Below are 26,887 nucleotides of genomic sequence, written 5' to 3'. Positions count from 1 at the left end.
ATAGTAAATATGAAATTTAAATTATTACTTATACTTCCTTTTTTTATATTGATGAAATCGTCATCTGATGATGATTTTTTTTGGGGAAAAAATGGGCATAGAGCTACTGGTAAAATTGCTGAAAAACATTTAACAAAAAGAGCAAAAAAGAAGATTAATAAATTATTAAAAGGACAAAGTTTAGCTTTTGTATCTACTTTCGCAGATGAGATAAAATCAGATAGAAAATATAGTAAGTATTATTCTTGGCATTATGTAAACATGAAGTTAGATGAAACCTATGAAGAATCTGAAAAAAACCCAAAAGGAGATTTAATAACAGGTATTAATACTTGTATTAAAATTTTGAAAGACAAAACTAGCTCTGAAGCAGACAAAGCTTTTCATTTAAAACTATTAGTACATTTTGTGGGTGATTTACACCAACCTTTGCACATTGGTAGAAAAGAAGATAAAGGAGGTAATACTTTTCAGGTACAGTGGTTTGGCAGAGGAAGTAATTTACATAAAGTTTGGGATGATAAAATGATAGAAGAGTTTAAAATGAGCTATACTGATTTAGCTGATAATGCAGAAGATTTATCAAAAAATCAAATTAAAGCTATAGAAAAAGGTAGCATCATTGATTGGGTTCATGAAGTACATAAACTAACAAAAGAAGTGTATAATTCTGCTAAAGTTGGTGAAAATTTACGCTACAGATATTCATATAATAACTTTGGTATAGTTAGAAAACAATTACAAAAAGGAGGAATTCGTTTAGCAAAAATATTAAATGATATTTTTGATTAAATTTTTTAAAACATAAATTTTTAAAGCCTTATAAATCTAATTCATAAGGCTTTTTTGTTAAGAATGAGTTAATTATTAAATTAAAAAAACTTTATTGTGTAATTTTATAAAATGATTAAAAAATTTCTTTTGGTATTACTATTTAATGTTGTTTTAATTTCTTGTGATAAACAAAAAGCGAAAGATGACAATATTAATAAAGAAGAAAATAAAATTTCTGTTGTAAAATCGTACACTTATAATCAATTAAAAACTTTTTTAAATAAGAATAACAATAAGACCTATGTTGTCAATTTTTGGGCAACTTGGTGTGCACCTTGTGTTAAAGAATTACCTTATTTTGAGAGGATAAAAAAAGAGTATGAAGATAAAAATGTTGAGGTTTTGCTAGTTAGTTTAGATTTTCCTAAACAAGTAGAGAAAAAATTAATTCCATTTATCAACAAAAGAAAACTACAATCTGAAGTTGTTTTATTAGATGATGTTAATGAAAATTTTTGGATAAAAGATATAGATTCAACTTGGAGTGGAGCTTTACCAGCAACTTTAATATATAACAAAAACAACAGGAAATTTTATGAAAAATCATTTACCTATCAATCTTTAGAAAACGAATTAAAAACCATATTAAATCCATAAAAATGAAGCAAATAAAAACCATATTATTAGTAGCTGTAGCAACATTAATTACATCAGCTTTTACTTTTAAAACAGATAAAGGATACAAGGTAGGTGATACCATAGAAGATTTTAAACTTAAAAATATTGATAACTCTATGGTTTCTTTATCAGAATATGAAGACGCTAAAGGGTTTATCATCATTTTTACTTGTAATATGTGTCCATATTCTGTAGCTAATGAAGATAGAATTATTGCTTTAGATAAAAAATACAAGGCTAAAGGTTACCCAGTAATAGCAATTAATCCTAATGATCCTAAAGCTTCTAAAGGAGATGGTTTTGAAGATATGAAAGTGAGAGCTAAAGAAAAAGGGTTTACATTCCCATATTTATTTGATGAAGGGCAAAAAGTCTTTCCAAAGTTTGGTGCTACTAAAACTCCACATGTATTTATTGTAAGTAAGCCAAACATGAAAGTAGAATATATTGGTGCTATAGATGATAGTTCTAGAAACGCTGATGCAGTTTCAGAAAAATATGTAGAAAATACAGTTGATGAACTATTAGCAGGTAAAAAACCAACAGTTACGAAAACTAGAGCAATTGGTTGTTCTATAAAAGTAGATAAGAATGCTGGTTACTAATTGTTATTTATGAGTAATAAAAAATAAAAATCTCAAGATTAATTTCTTGAGATTTTTTAGTATTAAGTAGTTTTTAAATGACTAATATTTTTTTTGATTTCTATGTATTCTGTAATCTTCCCTTTTTTATTTTCAAAAGGTATTATATTAGTTAACACCCAAAAAAACGAGCCATCTTTAGCTACGTTTTTTACTTCACCAGTCCACATATCTCCTTTTAGTATTGTTTTTAACCTATCATCCATCAATTCTTTAGGATTTAGATTTTTATGAAGCATTTGCATGCTGTTCCCAATAAGTTCTTCTTTTGAATACTTACAAAGATCACAAAAGGCATTATTTGCATAAGTTATATTCAGATTACTATCTTTTATTAGCATTATAGTTGAATCATCTATAGTTTTTTTGAATTTTTTAAGAGCAATGTTTTTAAGTTTTATCTTTTTTTCGAGATTAATCCTTATTTCATCACTTTCATTCATTGTATTTGCCAGTGATGATATAAATACAAAACCTAAAGTAATTAATAGAATAACAAATAACATTATTCCGAAATCTACAGAAACAGTATCATTATCAATAATAATTAATAAAATATTAGCTAAAATTATTGGAACTAAAATTATATTGGGTAATATTTTTCTAAAAATTATACTACCAGAATTTTTACCATAAGCCATTTTGTGTACTATAGTATTTTCATTCTTTAAAAGAAGTACAATAGATACTAAAAAGTATATTATACTTGTGTGAATAGCCATTGTTTTTAAGAAAAACACTTTCTTTTCTGAAGAAATTAAAAGGAAATAAGAGAGTATAGATACTAACGAAATAATATTTACTACTAAAAATAAGTTGTTAGCAATTTTGCTAAAACTCTTATTTTTTATTTTTAAAAATATAAAACCTAACCCTATTAATATACCACAAACTGCTGTAGCAGGAGACATTAAACCAGGTTTTTCTGTTGAAAAGATATCTACTTTAAAAATATTATCAATATTCAAAAAAGAAATATTGTAATTACTTAATATAGATAAAATTCCGATGATAATTAGTAAAATTGAAATAGAATTATATAAAGTCTTTTGAAAGTTTTCATTTTTGTGAAGAATATAAAAGTTTATTCCTATCAGTAAGAAAATGATAGCTGTATTAAACTTCATAGTTGCACTTCCAGAAAAGATACTTAACGCTTTTTCATAACCTATAAACCAGCTAATTATAATAGCTGTACTAGTGACTAGGCATAATAAATAAGTTATTTTTTCAATGGGAATTTTATAAGAGACCTGAAACCTGTCATTAAAATCTTGTTTATTTGATTCAGCTTTTTGATTATTTTTGGGGGAGAAGTTCATGATGAAATATTTTAATTATTTTTTATTTTAATCTTACATTAATAATTCTTAAAAATTATTGTTTTACTACAATTTGTTTTGCCATTCGCCAAAATAAATCTATCGCTTCTGTTTTTTTTGGAATACTTTTAGAAAAGAAATCTATACTTTCTACAAATTTATCAACTTTAGCTTTGTTACTATCAAATTCATGGAAAGCCATACTCCATCCAGGAAACATCCTTTTTTTAATATCTTCTTCAATTATTAAAGTAACATTAGAATGCCTTTTGTCTTTTTGTATTTTTTTATATAATTGATGTATAATATCTCGTTTTCCTTCTAAAAGCTGTAGAAAAACTTTATTATGATAAAGTAAACATCCAGTAATATTTTTTTTAGAATTATTTATTCTTGATGGTTCTAAAATTTCATTTAGTTTGCTTTCTGTAATTATTGTGTCAGAAATAGAATAATAAACAATTTGCTGTATCATTAATTTTGGGGAATAGTAATTTATAAATTTCTTTTTTGAGTATTAGTTTTTATAGATATCATCATATAAATCTTGATAAATCTTTTTAATGATGGCACGTTTCATTTTCATAGTTGGTGTTAAATGCCCTCCATCTATAGACCATTCATCAGCAGTTAATCTAAAAACTTTAATCTGCTCCCATTTTCCAAAGTGACAATTACACTCATTAACTTCTTCTTGAATGGCATCAATAACTTTTTGATTTGCAATTACTTCTTCATTAGAGTTGTAAGGAATGTTGTTTTCTTCTGCCCAATCTTTTAAATACTCAAAATTTGGCTGAATAATAGCAGCAGGCATTTTTTTACCCTCACCCACAACCATTACTTGTTCTATAAATAGCGATTGTTTAAGTTGACCTTCTAATAAAGGAGGTACAACATATTTTCCTCCAGAAGTTTTAAACATTTCTTTTGTTCGTCCTGTAATTTTTAAGAAACCATCTTTATCAAATTCTCCTTTATCTCCAGTACAAAACCATCCATCTTTTATAACTTCTGCTGTTTTTTTAGGATCTTTATAATAGCCTTGCATTACATTTGGTCCTTTTACTAGAATTTCTCCATTCTCTGCAATTTTTACTTCAACATCTTCTATTACTTTACCAACTGTACCCACTCTAAAGTTACCATTCATTTGATCGTTTACAGAGGTAACAGGAGAGGTTTCTGTAAGGCCATAACCTTCCATAATTGGCATGCCAGCAGCTGCAAAAATTCTGGTTAATCTTGGTTGTAATGCAGCGCTTCCAGAAACCATTAATTTTAACTCACCACCTAAAGCAGCTTGCCATTTAGAGAAAATTAACTTACGAGCTAAACCTAATTGTTTTTCATACCACCAACCATTAGCTCCATAAGGAGTATATCTTAAACCAAGATTAACAGCCCAAAAGAATAATTTCTTTTTTACACCTGTTAAATCTTCACCTTTTAAAATAATTTTATCATAGATTTTTTCATATAAACGTGGCACAGCTGTCATTACATCAGGTTTCACTTCTTGTGCGTTCTCTGTTAATTTTTCTATTGATTCTGCAAAGTAAACTGAAACACCACAATATTGATATAGATATAAAATCATTCTTTCAAAAATATGGCAGATTGGTAAAAAACTTAATGCTTTAGAATTTCCATATTCTAACGGAACTCTTTTTTTAGATGATAAAACATTGCTAACTACATTATTATGAGATAGCATAACGCCTTTTGGTCTTCCTGTTGTACCAGAAGTATAAATTAATGTCGCTAAATCATTAGGTTGTACAGCATCTTTTCTATCTTCAACCTCTTTTTGGTTTTCTTTGTCTTCACCAAGTTTTAAGAGTTCTTTCCAATTCTTTTCACCTTTAATCTCATCAAAAGTAAAAACTTGTTTTAATTTCGTTTCACTTTTAATTTGATTCAATTTCTCAAGGATAGAAATATCAGAAACGATACAATAAATAGCTTCTGAATGATTTAACACATATTGGTAATCTTCTTTAGAAATAGTTGGGTAAATGGGCACTGTTTGAGCACCAGTTTGTAAAACACCAATATCACAAACATTCCATTCTGTTCTATTAGTTGTTGAAATTATGGCAACTTTGTCATTAGGTTTTAATCCTAATTTTAGTAAACCTCTACTCAATTGATTGGCTTTATCTATATATTCTTGAGTTGATATAGATTCCCATTTTCCATTATACTTTGTTGAAAACGCGTTTTTAAGATTGTATGTTTCTAATTGGTAGTAAGGAAAGTCAAATAACCTCTTAATTTCTGTTGGCATATATTCTTTTTTGATGTATTGCAAATTACTAAAATTCCCCTTATTTCACAAATAGTTATTAATATGCTTTTTATTTTAAGAATTATATATTTTTTGATAAAGAATTTTATATTTTTCTTTAATAATTTTCCTTTTCATTTTCATTGTTGGGGTTAAATGTCCTGCTTCAATGGTCCATTCATCTGGCGTAATTTCAAATTTTTTAATTTGTTCCCATTTTCCAAAGTTTTGATTGTAAAAATCGATTTCTTCTTTAATTCGATTTACAACTTTTTTATTAGTTGAAAAATCTGAAATTTTATACTTTTTTATTTTTGCCCAATCTTTTAAGAATTCAAAATTCGGTTGAATGATAGCAGCTGGCATTTTTTCGCCTTCTCCAATTACCATAACTTGTTCTATAAATCGAGATTGTTTTAATTCATTTTCTAGAGCTGCTGGTGCAATGTATTTGCCTCCAGATGTTTTAAACATTTCTTTTTTTCTATCTGTAATTGTTAAAAAACCTTCATTATCAATTTCGCCAATATCACCTGTATGTAAATAGCCATTAATAATGGTTTTTTCTGTCATTTCATCATTTTTATAATACCCTAGCATTACATTGTCACCTTTCATTAAAATCTCACCATCATCAGCTATTTTTACTTCTATATCTTCTAAAGCTTTACCAACAGAACCAATTTTTAAACCGTTATTTCTTAAATCATTTAATGTTCCACCAGGTGAAGATTCTGTCATTCCATAGCCTTCAAAAATGTTAATACCTGCTGCTGTAAAAACTCTTATTAGTCTTTCTTGTAGAGGTGCACTACCAGAAACCATAAACTTTAAATTACCACCTAAAGCTTCTTGCCATTTAGAAAAGATTAATTTTCTAGCTATATTTAATTTAAAATGATAAAATATTCCATTTTTTTCATACGCTTCATACTTTTCACCAAGTTTCAATGCCCAGAAGAACAAACTTTTTTTAATTCCAGTAAGTTGGCTTCCCTTATCAACAATTTTATCAAATATCTTTTCTAATAATCTGGGTACAACTGCTAAATAATTTGGTTTTACTTCTCTTATTGTATCTCCAATTGCTTCAATACTTTCAGCAAAATAAACTTCAAAACCCATATATAAATTATAATATGACGCAGTTCTTTCAAAAATATGACAAATTGGTAAGTAGCTAATTATTTTATGATTAGAACCTTTTAAATCTAGTCTTTTAGCTGTTTTAAAAACCGTAAACACAATATTTTTATGAGATAACATTACACCTTTGGGAGTACCTGTTGTACCTGAAGTGTATATGATTGTAGCTAAATCTTCGGGCTTAATATTTTCTTTTATTGATTTTATTTTTGTATCATAATTCTTTTTTTTTCCTATTTTTAAAAAGGTATCCCACCCATAATCAGTATCTATATTAGCTAAAGAAAATATACCTTTTAATTTTGTTTTATCTTTTATTGAGCTTACTTTTTGGTATAAATCATTGTCTGAAACAAAACAATATTTAGCATCAGAATGATTTAAAATATATTCATAATCTTTTTCTGAAAGTGTTGCATATAGAGGTACATTTTGTACTCCTATTTGTAAAATACCTATATCTAAAATATGCCAATTAGGATTATTGTTAGAAGATATAACAGCTATTTTATCATTGGGTTTTATGCCCAAAGCAAGTAATGAGGTACTTACTTTATTAGCATCGTAAATAAATTGATGGGTAGAAATATTTTTCCAAACTCCATTTTCTTTGTAATTGAAACATTTTTCTTGTGGTAAATTTTTCAGCTGATAATTTGCAAAGTCAAAAATGCGAGTAATTTTATTTGACATAAGTGTTATTGATTTTTCCACAATTTACTAAATAGTTTTAATAAAAAAAGACTGCTCATACAAGCAGTCTCTTATTTAAAAAATGTATTCTTTATTAATTTCTACTTTTCAATAAGTATTTATTGAAACTTTTACCATTAATTTTAGTGTATTTGGCATCTATATCGTAGCCAATTTTCATACCAGAAATATCGAAATCACCACTAACTTTCATATATTTTATATTTAAATCTTCTTGAAAGTCAGTACTGTTAAAAGATACTCCATCATAAAATTTTGTATATTTAAAAATAGCAGAATCTTCAAAAATAGAGTTAGCAAAACTTACTTTTCTGTTAAATTCAGCATATTTAAAGGTTGAGGTTTCTGCAAATTTGGTGTTGGTAAAACTAATATCTCTATCAAATTTCGCATATTTGAATGTGCTATCATCATCAAAAGTTGTTCCTGAAAAATCTGCATTTCTTTCAAAACGAGAGTATTTAAACATCGCCTTTCTTTCAAAATTACAGTTTTTAAAAATTACATCATCTTCAAAACTAGCAGTAAATGTATAACCAGAATCTTCATCAGGGATATATGCTAATACATCATCTTTAAAAGTACAGTTTTCAAAAGATATTTTTACATCTATTAACTTTTTTATTTCATTAGAGTTATTGTAACCCCACCAACTGTTTCTCTTTTTTCTTGGAAGTTTCTCCATAGCTTCATCCATATAAGTTAAATCTAAAATACCAACTATTTTAGCATTTTTATAGGAGATAGATTTACCAGATTTAATGTCTTTTAAAATATCTGAAGCTTCTATCGTTTTTTGAGAAAATATAACTGAAGTTGTTAAAAAAAGGCTGACTAAAAAAGTAATTTTATGTTTCATTGTTTTAATTTTAAAATAGTATTCAATTTAAAGACAACATAAAATCTTTAGTGTGACACTTTTTCTCAAAATTAAAAAGAGAATTAGTTTTTATTACTAACTCTCTTGTAACATTAATTATTAGCTTCCCCCAAAACTATATAAATTAATTTAGTAAATATATATAGTTGAATTTATTTAACATTGTAAAAAATCGTAAATCTAGATTTAATCTTTTAAATACTTTTCTATTATTGGAAAGTCTTTTTTAAAATAAGATTTAGGAGATTTTCCAAAAAATATTTTAAAGTCTTTAATAAAATGAGATTGATCATAATAGGCATATTTATAAATTAGATGATTAAGATTAATTTCATTTCCTTCATATTTTCTCATCAACGCAGAAAAACGAATTAATTTCATATATCTTCCAGGTGTTAACCCAACTATTTTTTTAAATTTTGTTTCTAACGTTTTTTGGCTGTAAGGTAATTCTCTTAATAAATCATTTATTTGTAGCATACCTTCCTTTTTAAAAATTAAATCAATAGCATTGTCAATTTGCACAACATCATCATCAATGGTTAAGTCTAAATTGTTGAAAAAATGGATTATTGTTTTGATATAGTATGTTTCATCATTTTTGCATTCTAAAAAAATATCTTCAATATTTTTTGAAAATTTTTCATCTAATAAATCTCCTCTGAAATGCTGATTGGTAAGTATAGATACATCAGTATTAAGTATTTTGTAGAAAGCTGTTGGATGTAACTCAATTCCATAAGTTAATCCATCGTCATTTACAAAATAATCATAAGCACCATAATGTTGACCTGTAAAAATTAATTTTTTTAATTTTCTAGTAACATTATTGTATACAGATATTTGTTCATCACCAAATAAGTATGCTATTGTTGGATAGCCAATTGGGAGTATCGTAGTTTTTAAAGGCAAGTCGTCTTCAGAAAAAGATAATTTAAATAATTTATTGATTAACTTATTTTTATCTTTTTCAGTATAATATTTAAATTCCATATATTATTAAGCAAATTTTTAATCTGATTAATACTTATAAATTAAAATTTATAAGTTAAATATATGTTTTGGGGAAAACGAATTTGAATACAATATAAATAAAATACTTTAAATTAAAGTAATCTGAAACTCTTTAGAAAAAACATAAGTTATATTAGTCTGCCCAACAGGGAAAATTAATGTTTCAAAAGGTAAATTTTACTGACTAATTTTTAATTGATAAAAATGATCAATTAAAGGATGATTGGTGTTTTTCTCTAAATATTTAAACTCCATAATTTAGTCTTAAAAAAAAATATTAACAATTATAATTTAAAAAATGATAAATATCAATAATAGTAGACCAATTACTCATCGTATAAGTTTGATTGAATATTTTAATATATTAATTTTAGATAACTTAATTTTAAGGGCTTTTTTAAAAGTATTCTAATTAAAATTTAAAATCACTTAAAATAATGATTTAAGAATTATATTTTTTAGTACTAAAAATCAATATTTACTTATAATTTTAAATCATGGTAAATAATTTAGGTAAAACAATCATAAAAAAAATGTCTTTTAAAAAGGAACCAACTAATTTTAAAATATTAAAGATGAAATTTAAAACTATTACTTTTTTTGCAATGATAATATGTGTATGTGTTAATTTAAACGCACAAGAAATCATTAAGCTAAATAAAAAGTTTGATAAAATTATAGTAAGTCCACATATAGAAGCCGTTTTTGTAAAAGGCACAAAACCAAGTATAGAAATTACTGATATTACTGTACCAAAAGAAAAATTTAAATATGAGTTAAAAAAAGGAACACTACATGTATATCTAGAAGGGGCAAAAACCTATACAAAAAATAAAAAGATAATTATTAACAATTCAAAAATGAAAGTACCTTTATATAAAAATAGAGTAGTAAGGTTAATAATCACATACACAGATGTAGCTATTTTTTCTTTGCGAGGAGAAGAAAAAATTACCTTTCAAACTCCTTTAAATCAAAATAAATGTACATTGAGAATTTATGGACAATCTGAAGTTATAATTAATGATATAACAGTAGATAAATTAAATGTTTCCATTTATGGAGAAAGTTTTTTGAATATTAAGAAAGGAAATATAGAGAAACAAAAAATTACGGCTTACGGAGCTAGTAAAATAATGGCTTCTGACGTAGTTTCTAATGAAACAAAAATTACGGCTTATGGAGATGGAACGTTTAAATTTAATGTTTCAGAAATAATTAAAGTAACTTCTTATGGTGAGGCAACAGTGCTGTATAAAGGAGATGCAAAATTAAAAAAGGGACTTATTATAGGAGAATCTACCATTAGAAAAGTTTTATAAATTTTGAATTTATTTATAAATTAATTTTACTATTTACTGAATCCTAAAGGTCAATAAATCTTTTAGGCTTAGATTATAAAAATTTGTTTTAATTTTATCTTAAATCCATAATCTTGTATTTTCAAAAACTTTTAAACAAGTAAAAAGTTCAACTTTTTTATGCGTTTATCAACCCATATAATAAAGGTATTATAGAGTTATTTGAATTATATATGGAGATAGAATTTTTTTGTATTAGTTTTATTACTGCATTTGTAGTAATAAAACTACAAATGTAATTATGAAACAATTAAATAAATCTGAACTTCAAGTGATGAAATATGTATGGGATTTAGAGAAATCATTTCTTAAAGACATCGTTTTTCAATTTCCAGAACCGAAGCCAGCTTACACAACAATCTCTACCTTATTAAATAGAATGTGTGAAAAAAAATACATTGGATTTAATAAATTAGGAAGAGATAAAGAATATTATCCTTTACTTGATAAGAGAAAGTATTTTTCATCACAAATAAAAACAATTGTTTCAGATTTTTTTAACGATTCAGGAAGTCAGTTTGCTTCTTTTTTTGCAGAAGAGACGGATTTAAGTCAAAAAGAATTAGAAGAAATACAGCATTTAATTGAAAAACAAATTAAAAATAAAAAACAATGATGCTCTATATTATAAAATCAATTTTATGTTTATCCATATTTCTATTTTTCTACTATGTTTTTTTGATAAAAGAAAAGGCGAATCACTTTAAACGTTTCTATTTATTAGGAATTATTGTGTTTTCATTAATTATTCCACTAATCAGTTTTGCATCAATAAATAAAGAATTTATTGAATTAACTGCAATAGATAAAATCAATTACAAACTTCAAGATTATAGTACTCAACTAATACAGCAACCAATTAGTGGAGAGAAAAATATTGCCTATACAATATTTTGGAGTTTGTATATTATTGGAGTCATCATATTTGGAATAAGGTTTGGTAAAAATATTTTTGGATTGTTTAAGAAAATAAATTTAAATGAGAAAATTAAAAAAACGTCATATACAATTGTTTTATTAGCTGAAAAAACAGCTCCACATTCATTTTTGAATTATTTATTTGTATCAAAAGATGATTTTAAACAAAATAAAATTCTAGCAGAAATATTTTTACACGAAGAAACTCATATAAAACAGAAGCATTCTTTAGATCTTATATGTATAGAATTAGTACGTATTATTTTTTGGTTAAATCCTTTGTTTTATTTGATTAAAAAAGAAATAAAATTGACTCACGAGTTTCTTGCAGATCAAAATGTATTAAAGAATAAATACAATATTGTTTGTTATCAGAAGCTTTTGTTTACCTACTCTAAAGGAAATTCAAAACAAAGTTTAATAACTTCATCAATTAATTATTCATTGGCGAAAAGAAGAATTATTATGATGTCAAAACCTTTTTCAAGAATCAAAATAGCTTACAGATGTCTATTTTTATTTCCTTTAGTATATTTAAGCTTACTTTCATTTAGTAAAAGTTCAATGGCAAGTAATGAGGTGATTTCTATATTTGGTTCATCACCAGACAAAGGATTAAAATTACGAGTAAGTAAAGAAACGATTCGTGTAAATGATGTGTATACAACACTTCAAGATTTTACAATAACGGTTAATGAGACTACCAAAAATTGGACTGAAAAAGATTTTTCGTTATATGGATTAGATATTAAAGTAGATAATGATGTCCCAAATGCATTGATTCAAAAAATTAACGTAGAATATCATAAAACTAAAATAGCGAGAGCATCAAAAAATGGGACTACTGATATTATTTATTCAAATGGATTTGATGAATTGCCTTTTACCAAAAATAAAATGCTTCAATATTTAGTAAAAAGAGGTGCAAAGTTTTATTATAAAGATGAGCCAATTTTGCATAAAAATGCATTCCAGTTATTAAAATCAAAAAAAGTAAAAGCAAAAATTTTGGGGAATATAACTCCTAAAGAATTGCCAAAAATCATATTAGAAAATCTTTAATACATACACTTTTTTAAATCACATATTATGAAAAAAGTAATCCTTGTAATTATTTGTGTAGTTACAATCGCCTCGTGCAAACAGAAAAATATTCAAATCGATGCTTTGTCTAATGATAAAAAAGTAAAGATTGATAGTTTACTTACATTATTAAATCAACAAAATCAGTTTAATGGAAATGTTTTAATAGTACAAAAAGGAAAAGAGATTTTAAAGAAGAGTTATGGAGATGCTGATATTGAGCATAAACAAAAATTAAATGAAAATTCAGTTTTTGAATTAGCATCAGTATCTAAACAATTTACTGCTACAGGAATTGTCTTATTAAAATTAGACAATAAATTGAAGTATTCAGATAAGGTTACTAAATATTTTCCAGAATTAACTTTTTGTAAGAATGTAACAATACAAAACCTATTAAATCATAGTTCAGGAATCCCAGATTATATTGGTATGATGATTCGGAATTGGGATAAAAGTAAAATAGCAGTAAATAATGATGTTGTGAAGTTGTTATCTGAAAAAGTAGACACATTAAATTTTGCACCAAAAGCAAAGTTTCAATACAGTAATTCAAACTACCTTTTACTTGCATCAATTATAGAAAAAGTTTCAGGTAAAACCTATGCAGATTATTTAAGTCAGCACATATTTCAACCCTTAAAAATGAATAATTCTTCTGTATTAAATAGAAGATATAAACCTACTGCTTTAAAAAATTATGCATATGGCTATATATTGGATGATAATCAAAATAAAGTATTACCAGATTCAACCAGCTATTCTAAATATGTTGTTTATTTAGATGGAATTGTTGGTGATGGAATGGTGAATTCAACAACAAACGACTTGCGTAAATGGGACAAATCTTTAAGAGATTATGTGTTAATTCCTAAAGATGAGTTTGAGAAAATTATATCATTGGATACTTTATCAAACGGAAAAGTGAATACATATTCATTTGGTTGGAGAATTAAAAAAAGTGAAGATGGTTTGTCTATGAGTCATAGTGGTGGCTGGCCAGGATATATTACCTATATAAGTCGAGATATAGATTCTGAAAACTTAATAGTCATTCTTCAAAATTTTGGTAATGTAGTTGTGCCAGTAAAAACAATTAAAGAGATCCTTAATAATCAACCTATTTCAAAAACCTATAAAAAAGAGATTATATTACCTGAAAAAATATTAAAGAAATATTTGGGAGAGTATGTTGATAAGGAAGATTCAAATTCAATAACAACATTAACGCTTGGAAAAAACTCTCTTATTTATAATTCAACAAATAATCAATGGAATATGCCATTTTTTCCAGAATCAAACAATTTGTTTTTCAGTAAATCACAAAGATTGAATATAGGATTTAAGTTTACTGAAACAGAAACAGGAAAAATAAAATTGATTTTTATGCAGAACAATAAAAAGATAGGAGAATCAATTAAAAAGTAAAAGCTTCTAAAACGTGAGTGTTATTAATGACAATCTATTTTCAAGAGTATTAGGTCTATCTTTCAAGGCTTCCAAAACCTCCTGCAAGGTCTCTTTTTGACCTTGTAGGTATGTTTGTTTTACTTAACCAAGGTTTTTGATACCTAAAAGGTTTTGGAAACCTTGCAGGAGGTCCTAATCAATTAAAAAGATAAATTTAGTGATTCTCAATCCAATCTTTAGCATTCACAAAAGCTTCTAACCAAGGCGAAACTTCATCTTTTCTACCTTTTGGATAATTTGCCCAATTCCATTGAAAAGTAGAACGTTCTATATGAGGCATTGTTACTAAATGTCTTCCAGTTTTATCACATAACATAGCTGTATTAAAATCAGAACCATTTGGGTTGTTTGGGTAACCTTCATACCCATATTTGGCAACAATATCGTAATTTTCTTCAGCCTCTGGTAAACTAAACTTTCCTTCTCCGTGAGAAATCCAAACCCCTAATTCTGTTCCTGCTAAACTACTTAACATTACAGAATTATTCTCTTGAATTTTCACAGAAGTAAAAGAACTTTCGTGCTTTTTAGAATCGTTGTGAATCAATTTTCCGTGAACTTTGTGCTCTGGATTTATCAAATCTAACTCCATCCATAATTGAGCACCATTACAAATCCCGACAGATAAAGTATCTTCTCTTTTAAAGAAGTTTTTTAATGCAGTATTTGCTTTCTCATTGTAATTAAAAGCACCTGCCCAACCTTTTGCAGAACCTAAAACATCAGAATTAGAGAAACCACCAACAGCACCAATAAACTGAATATCTTCTAACGTTTCACGACCAGAAATTAAATCGGTCATGTGTACATCTTTTACATCAAAACCAGCTAAATACATCGCATTTGCCATTTCACGTTCAGAATTTGAACCTTTTTCTCTGATGATGGCTGCTTTTGGACGAACACTGTCATTACGAATTATTTTCGACGAAGTAATCTCCTCTTTATTTGCAGATTGCTTCACTTTGTTTGCAATGACGTCTTTTATTTTTCCGGTAAAATGTTTTGGAAAAGTATATTGTAAAGGTTGTTTTTTATAATTATCAAATCTATTTTTGGCTAAACCATTTGCAGTTTGTTTATCATCTAATAAATAAGAAGTTTTGTACCAAACATCTCTTAATTCAGTAACATCAAAAGAGAAAAACTCTTCATTATTTTTGATAGTTACTTTGCCTGAATTGTTAGCAGAACCAATATTAAAAAAATCAATATTATTTTCTGATAAAATGGTTTCAACATCAGCATCTGCTTGAAAAGTGATTCCGCTATTTTCTGCAAACAATACTTTTACAGCATCTTCTTCATTTAAAGTAAATAAGTCAAAATCAGCTCCTAGATTCACATCAGCAAAACACATTTCTAACAAAGTGGTTATCAATCCACCAGAAGCAACATCGTGTCCTGCAGTAATTTTATCGTCTTTTATTAATTCTTGAATTACATTAAAAACAGTTTTTACATAAGATGCATTTTTAACATCAGGAGCTTCATTTCCAATCGCATTTAAAACTTGATTGAAAGAGCTTCCACCTAATTTAAAATCGTCTTGAGAAATATTGATGTAGTAGATATTTCCTCCATCAACGTGTAAAACAGGTTCAACTACTTTACTGATTTCATTGCAGTTTCCAGCAGCAGAAATAATTACAGTTCCAGGAGAAATTACATCTCCATCAGGATATTTTTGCTTCATTGATAATGAATCTTTTCCTGTTGGAACATTGATTCCTAAATCAATGGAAAACTCCGAAATTGCTTTAACAGCTTTGTATAAACGAGCATCTTCACCTTCATTTTTACAAGGCCACATCCAATTTGCTGATAAAGAAACTGATGCTAAACCATCTTTTAAAGGAGCCCAAATAATATTGGTTAAAGCTTCTGTAATTGAGTTTCTACTTCCTGCTTCTGGATGAATTAATCCAGAAATAGGGGAGTGCCCAATTGAAGTTGCAATTCCTTCTTTTCCATTGTAGTCTAATGCCATCACTCCAACATTATTTAACGGAATTTGCAAAGAACCCACACATTGTTGTTTGGCAACTTTACCTCCAACACATCTATCTACTTTATTAGTTAGCCAATCTTTACAAGCCACAGCTTCTAATTGTAAAACTTGTTCTAAATAGATTTGTAAATTCTTCGTTTTATAACGTGGATTTTTATAATTTCTGATGATAGTTTTGTCATTCATAACAGTTTTTGGAGATGAACCAAACATATCTTCTAAAGCCAAATCCATAGGTTTATCGCCTTTGGTTTTTGATTCAAACGTAAACCTGTCATTACCAGTTACATCTCCAACAGTATACACAGGAGAACGTTCACGTTCTGCAATTTTCTGTAAAGTTTCTGTGTGTTTTTCAGCAATAACCAATCCCATTCTTTCTTGAGATTCGTTCCCAATAATTTCTTTTGCTGATAAAGTTGGGTCTCCAACTGGTAATTTATCTAAATCGATTTTACCACCTGTATCTTCAACTAATTCTGATAAACAGTTTAAATGTCCACCTGCTCCATGATCGTGAATGGAAACAATAAAATTTTCATCACTTTCTACCATTCCACGAACGGCATTTGCAGCACGTTTTTGCATTTCTGGGTTAGAACGTTGAACAGCATTTAGTTCAATTCCTGAAGCAAATTCTCCAGTGTCTGCTGATGAAACTGCTGCACCACCCATTCCGATTCTATAGTTTTCACCTCCAAGAATTACAATTTTATCGCCTTCTTTTGGTGTATCTTTTAGAGCTTGGTCTGCTTTTCCATATCCAATTCCTCCAGCTTGCATAATTACTTTATCATAGCCTAATTTTCTAGGTTTAGCTTCACTTGAAGATGAATTTTCTTCGTGTTCAAAAGTAAATACAGAGCCACAAATTAAAGGTTGCCCAAATTTGTTACCAAAATCTGATGCTCCATTTGAGGCTTTTATCAAAATATCCATAGGAGTTTGGTACAACCAATTTCTTTCTTCAAACTTATGTTCCCAGTATCTTTCTTCTTCTAATCTAGAGTAGGAAGTCATATAAACTGCAGTTCCTGCTAAAGGTAAAGAACCTTTTCCACCAGCCAATCTATCTCTAATTTCACCTCCAGAACCAGTTGCTGCTCCATTAAAAGGCTCAACTGTTGTAGGAAAATTATGTGTTTCTGCTTTTAATGAAATGACAGATTCAAAATCTTGAGTTTGATAAAAATCAGGTTTATCAGAAGTTTTTGGCGCAAATTGTTCCACTTTTGGACCTTTTATAAAAGCAACATTGTCTTTATATGCAGAAACAATATCGTTTGGAAATTGTTTGGACGTTTCTTTTATCATTTTGAATAGAGAAGTAGGTTGCTCTTTACCATCAATAATAAAAGTTCCGTTAAATATTTTATGTCTGCAGTGTTCGGAATTTACTTGGCTAAAGCCAAAAACTTCAGAATCTGTTAATTTTCTACCGATTTTTGTAGCAACACTTTCTAAATATGCAACTTCTTCATCACTTAAAGACAATCCTTCTTGGTTATTGTAAGCAGCTATATCATCAATCTCTAAAATTGGTTCTGGTTTAATATCAATGGTAAAACTATCTTGATTTAATCCATTAAATTTTTCTGAAATCATAGGATCAAAATCTGTAAAATCTTCGGTAACAGCTTTAAATTCTTCAATTCTAATGATGTCAGAAATTCCCATATTCTGGGTAATTTCAACTGCATTTGTACTCCAAGGAGTTATCATAGCTGCTCTTGGACCAATAAAAAAAGCATCAATTTTAGATGCTTCAATTTTAGGTTGGTCACCAAATAACCAAATTAATTTAGATATAGTTTCTGTTGAAAATTCTTTTGTTGCTTGAACAGCAAATATTTTACTGTTTTGGTTTCCGAAGAAATGAATCATTTGTAGAATTGATTAAATTTAAAACACAAATTTACTTTTTTGATTTGAATTTTGGGCATAAAAAAACGCTCAAAAAAAGAGCGTTTTTCATAAGGTTATCAACAAAACTATTTTACTTGATAATTTTTATAGTTTTAATTTCTTTTTGGTTTTTTAATATTTTTAAGAAATAAATTCCTTTTTCTAAATCTGTGATATTAATTTGTTGGTTTTTTATTATTCCTTTTAAAACTTCTTTACCAAGTGCATCAAAAATAGAGTAGGAGTTTACTTGAATATTCGCATCAACCTTAATAAAACTTGTTGCTGGATTTGGATAAATTTTTACTTTATTTTTCAAGTTTTCAGAAGTAGATAAAACTCCTTTTCCCCATTCATACCAAAAGTCTTGAGTAATGCCATTTAAATCTTCTGTTTGATTTCCATTACCACCTGAACCATTATTAAAGATTACATTTAAGGAAGAAACACCAGAAAAAGTATGTTTAAACCATTCACTGTTGTGAACTTGCATATCAGTGCCTGGCCAAGTTTGGTCTGCTAAATTTCCATCAGGTTTTGCATTCCACCAATAAATTTTAGGATTTCCATTCCAATTTGGATCTGGTTTAAAATAAACTGTAATGTCTGGTATACTACCTATATTATAGGTTTTTGTGATAATATCTGATTTATTATTTTCATTATCAATAGCAAAAACTCTAAAAGTAGTCGTTTCTGTAATATTTATTTTTATTGATGATGTTGCTTCATTAGAACTTTCAGTAGGTTCTGTACCATCAGTTGTATAATATATTTTTGGATTTGCATCTGATGAATCATAAGCAGAAATTGTAACTTCTATTGGATTTGCTGCATAGTTATTTTCAGGAGTAAATGTTACTTTTGGAGCTAAATCCAAATTTTTACCTACCCAAACATGTTGAATTTTAGATTTTTCAACATTCCCTTTTGAGTCAGTAACTTCTACATAATAATCAACTAAAACTTCTGATAAACCTGCTATTTTTCCATAATATAAATTGGCAATATAATCTGGCAAAACAAAAAAGTCGATTTCTGAGTCATTGGTAATATTACCTTTCGGAAAAACTTTTTCTTTCATAGAGACTGATTGCCAAGATCCAACTGAAGTACCTCCTTCATAAGTTTCATTATCATTATTATTCAAAGGATTTACCCCATCATTATCAACTCTATATTTTATTTCTGCTGACTGAATTCCATTTACATCAAAAGCAAATGTCCAAACCGTAAAATCAGCAGAATTTAAATGTTGTTGATAGCCATAAGTTGGTCCAAAACCTATTTCTCCAGGATTGTAAGGATATCTTTGTGGAATAAAAACTGATGGTTTTGTAGTGTCGTTGTTTAGATTATTATCCGTGATTTCTTTGGCAACTTCAATAGCATTATTTGCAGCAATAGTTTGCTTGATTTCCATATCAATTGCTTTGCCATAATACATATATCCACTTGTAAAACCAGGTAATAGATAATGCCAAGCCAGTTCTGATTTTTTAGAAGTTGCTGATGGATTTACAATGTTTTCAATTTGATTATTCCCTTCTATATCTTCTGCCATAATTACAAAATTTTCAGCAGCAGTCAATACTGCCCAATTTCTTGCATCTTCTGTCCATCCATCAGGATTAAATTCAAAACTTGACGTATATAAAGGCCACAACCAATTGATAAATTGAGGACTTCCCCAATCGTTTGCGGCATTAATCCAAGAACCATCTTCAACTTTTACCAAAGAACTTTCTGGAACTGGATTATCATTTAAAAATTGTTGAATTGTATTTGGTGTATATCCTTTATTTGCAGCTGCATTTGTGAAGTTTTTTACAGCTTCTTGATAATAACTGGCTCCACCTCCCCAAGCATTATCTCCATCATGAGCTAATAATACAATTGAGGGATGATTAGGATCTGCATAAGGTGCTATATTATTGTCAATATCTCCTGTGCCTTGTTCAGAAAAACCATCTTTATAACTTAATAAATCTGCCATTGGCACTACATCAATTTTATATTCTGTACCAGTTTCTGGGTTTACATATTTTGCTTTATGAGCTTGATACGAGTAGGGTGCAGCAAAAGTTCCTCCTCTGCCATCTGTTTGTCCATTCCACCAATTATTTCCATTAGTAGCAACTTTATCAGCTTTATTAGGTGGATTTGTATTTACACCAGAAGTTCCAAAATTTGTATTTGGATAATCGTTTAATGTTCTTGATAAATGACTGTTGGCAATTACAGACCACTCAAAACCCTCTTCTACCAAAACTTGAATAATTCGTTCTGAAAATGAGCATTCTGCAGGCCAAAACCCTTTTGAATAAGTGCTATTGAAATTACTGGTTACAATGTATTTATGGCCCTGAATTTCCTTTTTTAACACTCTGTCAGAAACTAAAGGAGATAAAACATGATGCCAAGAGAAACCTGTAATATCCATTCTTGGGAAACCTCCAGAAGTTTTCCAATTTTGAGCTTCTTTAATATTGTCTTTCCAGTTTTGAGTATAGCCCCAAGTATTATTAGCAGCTAAAGAATTGATGTTTTCTATTAAACAAGCTCCATAATTTACTTGAGCACCTGCATTCGCAAATTGTCTTATAGAATTAATTGCATTTTTAGTTTCCCATTGATATCCATTTACACGATCATTTTTACCAAAGATTTCTTGTAAATTATTTAGAGGATGAGCTAAACCACTTGCATAAATATTTTGCCCACTTTGTTTTAACTGATAAGATTCCCAAACTTTTTGATATTCAAAAGGATTAGCAACACTTTTATCTGGCCAATAAATGGGTTGTTGCATGTGCCATAAGTAGGAAGTATGTACTTGTGCTGTTGCAGAAAAACTGATAAATAAGATTAAGAAAAGTAATTTGTATTTCATTGTAAAACTATTGAAAATCAACTTTATAAAGTTACTTTTCGGTAGTTTAAAATCCTATAATAAGATATTAACATTGCGAAAACGTGTTCGTGATATTTTTGAAAAATAAAAAGCTACCAAAAAGGTAGCTTTTTAATATCTTAATTTAATCAATAACTATTTCTTGATTAGTTTTTTTGTAATTGTATTTTTATCGTCTTTAACCTTAACTAAATAAATTCCTTTAGCTAGGCTAGCAATATCAATGGTATTATTAGTATTAGAAATTTCTTTTGATTGTACTAGTTTCCCCAAAACATTAAAAATCGAAATTTCTAAATCTCTAAAAGTTGTAAAACTAATGGTATTTCCTGATGTTGGATTTGGAAACATTTTAAAAGACTCAAGCAAATTATTTTCAGTGCTTAATGTTCCATTAAAATTACCAATATCACTTGTGGTATTGCTAGCATAAAAAGTCCATTCTGCTTGTTCACTATAATTAATTGTGGGTTTGGTTACATCAGAGTTTCTTCTTAATGTAATATCTCTACCAAAATCATCAGTTCCATTTAAATCGCCAATAATATCAATTAAAACATCATTTTTAAATAAACCTACTCTATCATCACCATTAAATGTCATTGGTGTTTCATTAGGTACTTTTATATCTGCTTCTTCATTTAGTTTAACATCTAGTGCACTGGCATTTATAATTACGAATACGTCATTTATATTTATAGTTTTACCTGCTAAAGATAAAGGTGCTTCCCATATTCCATTAGATTGTCTTTTAATGGTGTAAGGAGTTAAATCTACATTATTACTTGTTAAATTTACAATTTCAACAGCTTTATTAAAACCAGAGCCTTCTACATATTCTGAAAAGAAAATTTCGTTAATATTATTACTACCATCTGTAGTTATTGCATTTACAGGTTGAGACAAACTAGATTTATTATTTGCAATATCTTCAGCCTGAATTGTAACTACATATGTTGTTGAAGCTGTTAAATTGGTAACATTATAGTTTGTTAGCGATGTTGTACCTAACGAGTTCCCATCTAGAAAAAGTTCGTAATTTAAAATACCAGAATCATCTGTAGAAGCTGTCCAGTTAATCTGAAAACTACTTCCTGTTTGATTTGAAATTGAAATATTGGTAGGTGTTGTTGGAGCAGTTGTATCTGCTAAAGTTGTTGTGTTTACAGCAGTTGAAGGTGCAGAATTATTATTAGCTACGTCTTTTGCTATAATGGTAACTGAATAATTTGTGTTTGGTGTTAGATTTGTTGTTGAAAAAGATGTAGTAGCTGTTTCACCAACATTGTTTCCATTTAATAAAACGTTGTATCCAGAAACAGACTCATTATCAGTTGACGCTGTCCAAGAGATATCAAAAGAAGTAGTGGCAATATTAGAAACTACAACATTTGTTGGTGTTGTCGGCGCTTCTGTATCTTGGGTTGTAAAAATTCCCCATGAGTCTTCAGCAGGATCTCCACCCCAAATTCTAGTAGCTAAATATGCATTATCTATAAAAGGATTTCTATTTCCTTGTGCATAAGTATTCGCAGTATTTCCATGATATGTATTTCTTTGTCTTTCAAAATCTGAAACTGGGTCTTCTGCATTCCATTTTAAAAATAAATCGACCATGTCATCAGGAGTGTTGGCATTACTACCATTACCAACTCTTGATGGCAAACACACTTGGTCATATCTTACGTACATATACATCATCATTCTTGCAATATCTCCTTTCCATTCATCTCCTGGATACCATCCACCAGCTACATTTCCAGAATTTCCAGAACCATCTGCAAAAATAGTATTACTTCTTAAGCTATTGTAATTTACATCTGCTGGTCTTAAATGATGTGCATCTGCACCTGGACCAACTGTACCCAAATTAGGGTTACCAAGAGACCTAGGATAAACATGTTCTCTGTTCCAATCTCCTTGAGCACCACCATTATCATTAAGACCTCTAGTTCTTGACATATCTCCTGAGGCTGCATAACCATAAATTAGTAGCACTTCTGAACTGTTTTCTGGATTAACATCAGTAACTTTTGATGCTTCCCAAACTCCTGGAGTGTAAACTAAAAAATTAGTATGTGTAGAGGTTATTCTTGTTGCTAAATCTTCTTTTAAAGCTACACCACTTTTAGAAAAATCTAAACCATTATAATAGCTTTGTTGTGCTGTTGTAAAAAGGGCAAAAAGAGTAAATGATAAAAGTAATATTTTCTTCATTTTAATTTTTTATAATTCTTGATTTATAAACTTTATTATCGATAACAAAAGTAAGCATATAGATTCCTTTTGATAATGTTTTAATGTTAATATTGTGTTGTGGTTTTTTTTGATAAAATACTTTCTTACCTAATACATCATAGATAAAAATCTTTTCTATTTCTTTATTTGATAAATTTTTTATTTTTATAAAATCATTGGCAGGATTTGGATAAAACTCTATTCCTAATTGTTTATAGGAACTTATATTGAGTACTATAACACTATGTTTGCCAAAATCATCTGCATTGTCTTTGTCAACTATATCCCACTCATTATCTATGTCAAAATTAACATTTGGTGAGGAAACTCCACTTTTTCTTCTTAATGTTTTGTCTTTTCCAAAATCTGCAGAACCTCCATTATATGTACCAACAATATCTATTAAAACACCATTTTTAAATAAACCCACAGGATCATTTCCATTAAAATTGATAGGAGCACCAAAGTTAGTATCTCCATCATGAACTCTAATGGTGTCAGCAATTGAAATTAAATAGTCTCCTGCATCTCTAGCTTTTTGAGATTTACTCCCTGAATGCTCACCAGCTGCTTCGTTTACAATCACAAAAACATCTTGAGATTTTATTGTTTTTCCAGCAAGAGACATTTCCCATTCCCAATCATCACCATTTAAACCTCCATTACTTTGTCTTTTTAAACTATATGTGGCTAAATCTATATCACTATTTGTTAAATTAACAATTTCTATTGCTTTGTTGTTACTTGATCCTTCTAAATATTCAGAGAAAAATAATTCTGTTGCTGTAGCAGTACCATTTGTTGTAGTAGCATTGATTGGGTTTGATAAATTAGATTTATTACCAGCTTCATCAGCTGCTAAAACAGTAACTTGGTAAGTTGTAGATGGTGCTAAACCATTTACTGTAAACATTTTTGTAGTACTGTTTCCAATTAATATATTATCAACATAAATTTCATATAGTGCTACTTTAGTATTATCTGTTGATGCATCCCAAGAAACAATAAAAGTAGATTCAGTTTCATTACTTACAACTAAATTTTGAGGTACTGATGGGGCTTCTGTATCTGCCAACGTTTTTATATCTAAAGGCTGACTTATTTGTGAAGCATTATTAGCAATATCTTTAGCTAAAATAGCAAATGAGTAATTAGTATCTGATATTAAGTTAGGTATAGTAATAGAAGTATCTGAAGTGGCTACTCTTAAATTTCCATTTACATAAATATCATAACTTGTTACACCAACATTGTCAGTTGAAGGGGTCCAAGATAAATCGACGGAAAAAGTAGTAATATTATTCGCAGTTAAGTTTGTGGGAATTGATGGAGCTTCTGTATCTGAATTTGTGTAAATTCCCCATACATCTTCTGCTTTTGTACCTCCCCAGATTCTTGTAGCTAAAATAGGATTGTCTATAAAAGGGTTTCTATTTCCTTGTGCATTTAGATTTGCTGTGTTTTCATGATACGTATTTCGTTGTCTTTCAAAATCAGATACAGGGTCTTCTACATTCCATTGTAAAAATAAATCTATCATATCATCTGGAGTGGTTGAATTGTTTCCAAAACCAATATTAGAAGGCAAACATCTATCATCATACCTTACATACATATACATCATCATTCTTGCAACATCGCCTTTCCATTCATCTCCTGGATACCAACCTCCATTTGCTTGAATCCCTGAATTTCCAGAGCCAGTAGTAAATTTTCTGTTGTTTCTTGATGAATTTCTTTGTGCATCTGCAGGTCTTAAATGATGTGCATCAGATCCTGGACCGACGTCAGATAGGGGAGGAGTTCCTAAAGATTGAGAGTAGACATGTTCTCTATTCCATTGACTAGGGCTTCCACCATTGTTATCAATTCCACGAGTTTTATCATTAGTAACATCACTATCAGTACCATTTTCATAACCATAAATTAGTAAAACTTGTTGGTTGTTGTTCGGATTTACATCTGTAATTTTACTAGCATCCCAAATTTGATCATAGAATAAAAATTGAGTATGAGTACTAATGATTTTTTTTGCTAGTTCTTCTTTTAAGGTTAAGCCTGTTAAATTAAGATTAACATCGTTATAATAAGATTCTTGCCCAAAAAAAGTAATACAACTTAATAAGGTAAATAATAGTGTAATTTTTTTGTACATAAATTGTCTTTATTGTTAAAAAAACAATTCTTTTTCTTGCAATTAATTTTTGAAATCGATTATTTCTTTTCTAAAAGAGCCATATAAAATCCGTCGAAACCAGAAGTATGAGCCAGCACTTTTTTATCTTTTACAAAAGTAAACTCTTTTCCTGAATCTGATGTTAAAAAATTATCAACTTGTTCTTGATTTTCTGACGGTAATATTGAGCAAGTTGCATAGACCATTTTTCCACCAGATTTAACCATTTTAGAATAGCTTTGTAAAACTTCTTGTTGTACTTTTTTAATATTTTCTATAAACTCTGGTTGTAATTTCCATTTAGAGTCAGGGTTTCTTCTCATTACACCCAATCCAGAACATGGGGCATCAATTAAAACTCTATCTGCTTTATTATACAATTTTTTTATAGGTTTTGTAGAATCAATAACTCGCATATCTATATTATGTGCTTTATTTCTTCTTGCTCTTACTTTTAATTTTTTTAATTTACTTTCGTAAATATCCATAGCTATAATTTGACCTTTATTTTGCATTAAAGCACTTAAATGAAGTGTTTTTCCTCCTGCTCCTGCACAAGTATCTACTACTTTCATTCCTGGCTCTACGTCTAAATAGGCAGCAACTAATTGAGAAGATGCATCTTGAACTTCGAAATAACCATTATGAAATGCTTCTGTTTTAAATACATTCGCTCTTTCTTCTAGAATCAATGCATCTGGGTGATTAGGTAACATTTTAGTAATTACATTTTCTGAACGTAATTTTTTTTGAAGAAATTCTTTACTAATGTTTAATGTATTTGTTCTTAAAATAACATTCGCTTGTTGGTTTTGAGCAGCGATTTCTTTTGTCCATAAAGCCTCACCTAATTCAGAAACGCCTAAATTATCCATCCAATCAGGAATAGATTCTCTGTATTTTCTAATTTTTGAGAGTTCATCAAAACGACCTTTAATTCTTCTTACAGGCACGTCACCTATTTGATTCCAATCTGGTAAAGCAATACCTCTTAATATACACCAAACAGAAAAAACACGCCAAATATCATCTCTTTTGTAAGGTGTTTTAACTTCAGCAATTTCAGCATATAATCTATTCCATCTAGTAATTTCATAAATAGTTTCTGCAACAAATTTACGATCTCTTGCTCCCCATCTTTTATCTCGTTTCAAAGCTTTTTCAACTGCTTTGTCAGCATAAACTCCTTCATTAAATATATCTCTAATGCTATCTATTACTGCAAAAGTTAAATTTCTGTGTAATCTCATTTTTTATTTTAAAGAATTACAAAAGTACTAAATATAGACAGTTAAGATAATTTAAAGCTTAAAGTTTTTAAAAGTTTAAATATTTTTTAATCTCATTGT

At 28.4% G+C, this 26,887-nt stretch carries 18 protein-coding genes; 7 read left to right on the top strand and 11 right to left on the bottom strand.

The genetic code is table 11. The features are described 5' to 3' along the window. Positions 1-9 precede the first annotated feature (9 nt). The 3 genes from BTO18_RS05590 (at position 10) to BTO18_RS05580 (ending at position 2,057) form a co-directional block, all read left to right on the top strand. Positions 10-792 carry a S1/P1 nuclease gene (locus BTO18_RS05590; RefSeq protein ID WP_105015283.1) on the top strand — a complete coding sequence of 261 codons (783 nt, stop codon included), beginning with the start codon at positions 10-12 and terminating at the stop codon, positions 790-792. Positions 793-903: 111 nt separating this feature from the next. Beyond that, complete coding sequence (locus tag BTO18_RS05585) at positions 904-1,431, top strand: TlpA disulfide reductase family protein (protein ID WP_170063235.1); 528 nt, start codon at positions 904-906, stop codon at positions 1,429-1,431. 2 nt (positions 1,432-1,433) lie between these two features. Beyond that, on the top strand, positions 1,434-2,057 hold the full coding sequence (locus BTO18_RS05580; protein WP_105015282.1) for a thioredoxin family protein: 624 nt from the start codon (positions 1,434-1,436) through the stop codon (positions 2,055-2,057). Positions 2,058-2,119: 62 nt separating this feature from the next. Here the strand turns inward: BTO18_RS05580 and BTO18_RS05575 are convergent, their stop codons facing one another. The 6 genes from BTO18_RS05575 to BTO18_RS05550 all read right to left on the bottom strand — a co-directional run bounded on the left by BTO18_RS05575 (position 2,120) and on the right by BTO18_RS05550 (position 9,441). Then, positions 2,120-3,418 carry a PAS domain-containing protein gene (locus tag BTO18_RS05575; RefSeq protein WP_105015281.1) on the bottom strand — a complete coding sequence of 433 codons (1,299 nt, stop codon included), beginning with the start codon at positions 3,416-3,418 and terminating at the stop codon, positions 2,120-2,122. 55 nt (positions 3,419-3,473) lie between these two features. After that, positions 3,474-3,893 (bottom strand): BLUF domain-containing protein, encoded by a 420-nt coding sequence (locus BTO18_RS05570; RefSeq protein WP_105015280.1) that lies wholly within the window; start codon positions 3,891-3,893, stop codon positions 3,474-3,476. Between the two features lie 42 nt (positions 3,894-3,935). After that, entirely contained in the window at positions 3,936-5,708 is a 1,773-nt protein-coding gene (locus BTO18_RS05565; RefSeq protein WP_105015279.1) for an AMP-dependent synthetase/ligase, read from the bottom strand. A 75-nt stretch (positions 5,709-5,783) separates the two neighbouring features. Beyond that, on the bottom strand, positions 5,784-7,547 hold the full coding sequence (locus BTO18_RS05560; RefSeq protein ID WP_105015278.1) for an AMP-dependent synthetase/ligase: 1,764 nt from the start codon (positions 7,545-7,547) through the stop codon (positions 5,784-5,786). Between the two features lie 94 nt (positions 7,548-7,641). Continuing rightward, on the bottom strand, positions 7,642-8,427 hold the full coding sequence (locus BTO18_RS05555) for a pentapeptide repeat-containing protein (RefSeq protein WP_105015277.1): 786 nt from the start codon (positions 8,425-8,427) through the stop codon (positions 7,642-7,644). Between the two features lie 207 nt (positions 8,428-8,634). Next, positions 8,635-9,441, bottom strand: a complete 807-nt coding sequence (locus BTO18_RS05550; RefSeq protein WP_105015276.1) for a helix-turn-helix domain-containing protein — start codon at positions 9,439-9,441, stop codon at positions 8,635-8,637. A 596-nt stretch (positions 9,442-10,037) separates the two neighbouring features. Between BTO18_RS05550 and BTO18_RS05545 the strand changes: the two genes are divergently transcribed. The 4 genes from BTO18_RS05545 to BTO18_RS05530 all read left to right on the top strand — a co-directional run bounded on the left by BTO18_RS05545 (position 10,038) and on the right by BTO18_RS05530 (position 14,252). Further along, on the top strand, positions 10,038-10,784 hold the full coding sequence (locus tag BTO18_RS05545; RefSeq protein ID WP_170063234.1) for a head GIN domain-containing protein: 747 nt from the start codon (positions 10,038-10,040) through the stop codon (positions 10,782-10,784). A 280-nt stretch (positions 10,785-11,064) separates the two neighbouring features. Beyond that, positions 11,065-11,439 carry a BlaI/MecI/CopY family transcriptional regulator gene (locus BTO18_RS05540; RefSeq protein WP_105015274.1) on the top strand — a complete coding sequence of 125 codons (375 nt, stop codon included), beginning with the start codon at positions 11,065-11,067 and terminating at the stop codon, positions 11,437-11,439. Continuing rightward, complete coding sequence (locus BTO18_RS05535) at positions 11,436-12,803, top strand: M56 family metallopeptidase (protein WP_105015273.1); 1,368 nt, start codon at positions 11,436-11,438, stop codon at positions 12,801-12,803. The genes BTO18_RS05540 and BTO18_RS05535 overlap by 4 nt, the downstream gene beginning before the upstream one ends. A gap of 27 nt (positions 12,804-12,830) precedes the next feature. Next, on the top strand, positions 12,831-14,252 hold the full coding sequence (locus BTO18_RS05530; protein ID WP_105015272.1) for a serine hydrolase domain-containing protein: 1,422 nt from the start codon (positions 12,831-12,833) through the stop codon (positions 14,250-14,252). 196 nt (positions 14,253-14,448) lie between these two features. Here the strand turns inward: BTO18_RS05530 and purL are convergent, their stop codons facing one another. The 5 genes from purL to BTO18_RS05505 all read right to left on the bottom strand — a co-directional run bounded on the left by purL (position 14,449) and on the right by BTO18_RS05505 (position 26,788). After that, positions 14,449-18,189 (bottom strand): phosphoribosylformylglycinamidine synthase, encoded by a 3,741-nt coding sequence (gene purL, locus BTO18_RS05525; protein WP_105015271.1) that lies wholly within the window; start codon positions 18,187-18,189, stop codon positions 14,449-14,451. A gap of 112 nt (positions 18,190-18,301) precedes the next feature. Beyond that, positions 18,302-21,103, bottom strand: coding sequence for a starch-binding protein (locus BTO18_RS05520; protein ID WP_105015270.1), 2,802 nt, complete (start codon positions 21,101-21,103; stop codon positions 18,302-18,304). A 156-nt stretch (positions 21,104-21,259) separates the two neighbouring features. After that, positions 21,260-23,341 carry an endonuclease gene (locus BTO18_RS05515; RefSeq protein WP_105015269.1) on the bottom strand — a complete coding sequence of 694 codons (2,082 nt, stop codon included), beginning with the start codon at positions 23,339-23,341 and terminating at the stop codon, positions 21,260-21,262. Position 23,342: 1 nt separating this feature from the next. Further along, entirely contained in the window at positions 23,343-25,517 is a 2,175-nt protein-coding gene (locus BTO18_RS05510; RefSeq protein WP_105015268.1) for an endonuclease, read from the bottom strand. A 59-nt stretch (positions 25,518-25,576) separates the two neighbouring features. Further along, positions 25,577-26,788, bottom strand: coding sequence for an RsmB/NOP family class I SAM-dependent RNA methyltransferase (locus tag BTO18_RS05505; protein WP_105015267.1), 1,212 nt, complete (start codon positions 26,786-26,788; stop codon positions 25,577-25,579). Positions 26,789-26,887: the final 99 nt, after the last annotated feature.

This window comes from Polaribacter porphyrae, from assembly GCF_002954685.1.
Taxonomy (GTDB): domain Bacteria; phylum Bacteroidota; class Bacteroidia; order Flavobacteriales; family Flavobacteriaceae; genus Polaribacter; species Polaribacter porphyrae.
Note: the sequence above shows the minus strand (reverse complement) of the source record. Positions and strands in the feature narration are given on the sequence as shown.

Bases quoted from the DNA above. Each gene is read 5' to 3' on its own strand.
- BTO18_RS05590 (WP_105015283.1), top strand. From the start codon at position 10: ATGAAATTTAAATTATTACTTATACTTCCTTTTTTTATATTGATGAAA.
- BTO18_RS05585 (WP_170063235.1), top strand. From the start codon at position 904: ATGATTAAAAAATTTCTTTTGGTATTACTATTTAATGTTGTTTTAATT.
- BTO18_RS05580 (WP_105015282.1), top strand. From the start codon at position 1,434: ATGAAGCAAATAAAAACCATATTATTAGTAGCTGTAGCAACATTAATT.
- BTO18_RS05575 (WP_105015281.1), bottom strand. From the start codon at position 3,418: ATGAACTTCTCCCCCAAAAATAATCAAAAAGCTGAATCAAATAAACAA.
- BTO18_RS05570 (WP_105015280.1), bottom strand. From the start codon at position 3,893: ATGATACAGCAAATTGTTTATTATTCTATTTCTGACACAATAATTACA.
- BTO18_RS05565 (WP_105015279.1), bottom strand. From the start codon at position 5,708: ATGCCAACAGAAATTAAGAGGTTATTTGACTTTCCTTACTACCAATTA.
- BTO18_RS05560 (WP_105015278.1), bottom strand. From the start codon at position 7,547: ATGTCAAATAAAATTACTCGCATTTTTGACTTTGCAAATTATCAGCTG.
- BTO18_RS05555 (WP_105015277.1), bottom strand. From the start codon at position 8,427: ATGAAACATAAAATTACTTTTTTAGTCAGCCTTTTTTTAACAACTTCA.
- BTO18_RS05550 (WP_105015276.1), bottom strand. From the start codon at position 9,441: ATGGAATTTAAATATTATACTGAAAAAGATAAAAATAAGTTAATCAAT.
- BTO18_RS05545 (WP_170063234.1), top strand. From the start codon at position 10,038: ATGAAATTTAAAACTATTACTTTTTTTGCAATGATAATATGTGTATGT.
- BTO18_RS05540 (WP_105015274.1), top strand. From the start codon at position 11,065: ATGAAACAATTAAATAAATCTGAACTTCAAGTGATGAAATATGTATGG.
- BTO18_RS05535 (WP_105015273.1), top strand. From the start codon at position 11,436: ATGATGCTCTATATTATAAAATCAATTTTATGTTTATCCATATTTCTA.
- BTO18_RS05530 (WP_105015272.1), top strand. From the start codon at position 12,831: ATGAAAAAAGTAATCCTTGTAATTATTTGTGTAGTTACAATCGCCTCG.
- purL (WP_105015271.1), bottom strand. From the start codon at position 18,189: ATGATTCATTTCTTCGGAAACCAAAACAGTAAAATATTTGCTGTTCAA.
- BTO18_RS05520 (WP_105015270.1), bottom strand. From the start codon at position 21,103: ATGAAATACAAATTACTTTTCTTAATCTTATTTATCAGTTTTTCTGCA.
- BTO18_RS05515 (WP_105015269.1), bottom strand. From the start codon at position 23,341: ATGAAGAAAATATTACTTTTATCATTTACTCTTTTTGCCCTTTTTACA.
- BTO18_RS05510 (WP_105015268.1), bottom strand. From the start codon at position 25,517: ATGTACAAAAAAATTACACTATTATTTACCTTATTAAGTTGTATTACT.
- BTO18_RS05505 (WP_105015267.1), bottom strand. From the start codon at position 26,788: ATGAGATTACACAGAAATTTAACTTTTGCAGTAATAGATAGCATTAGA.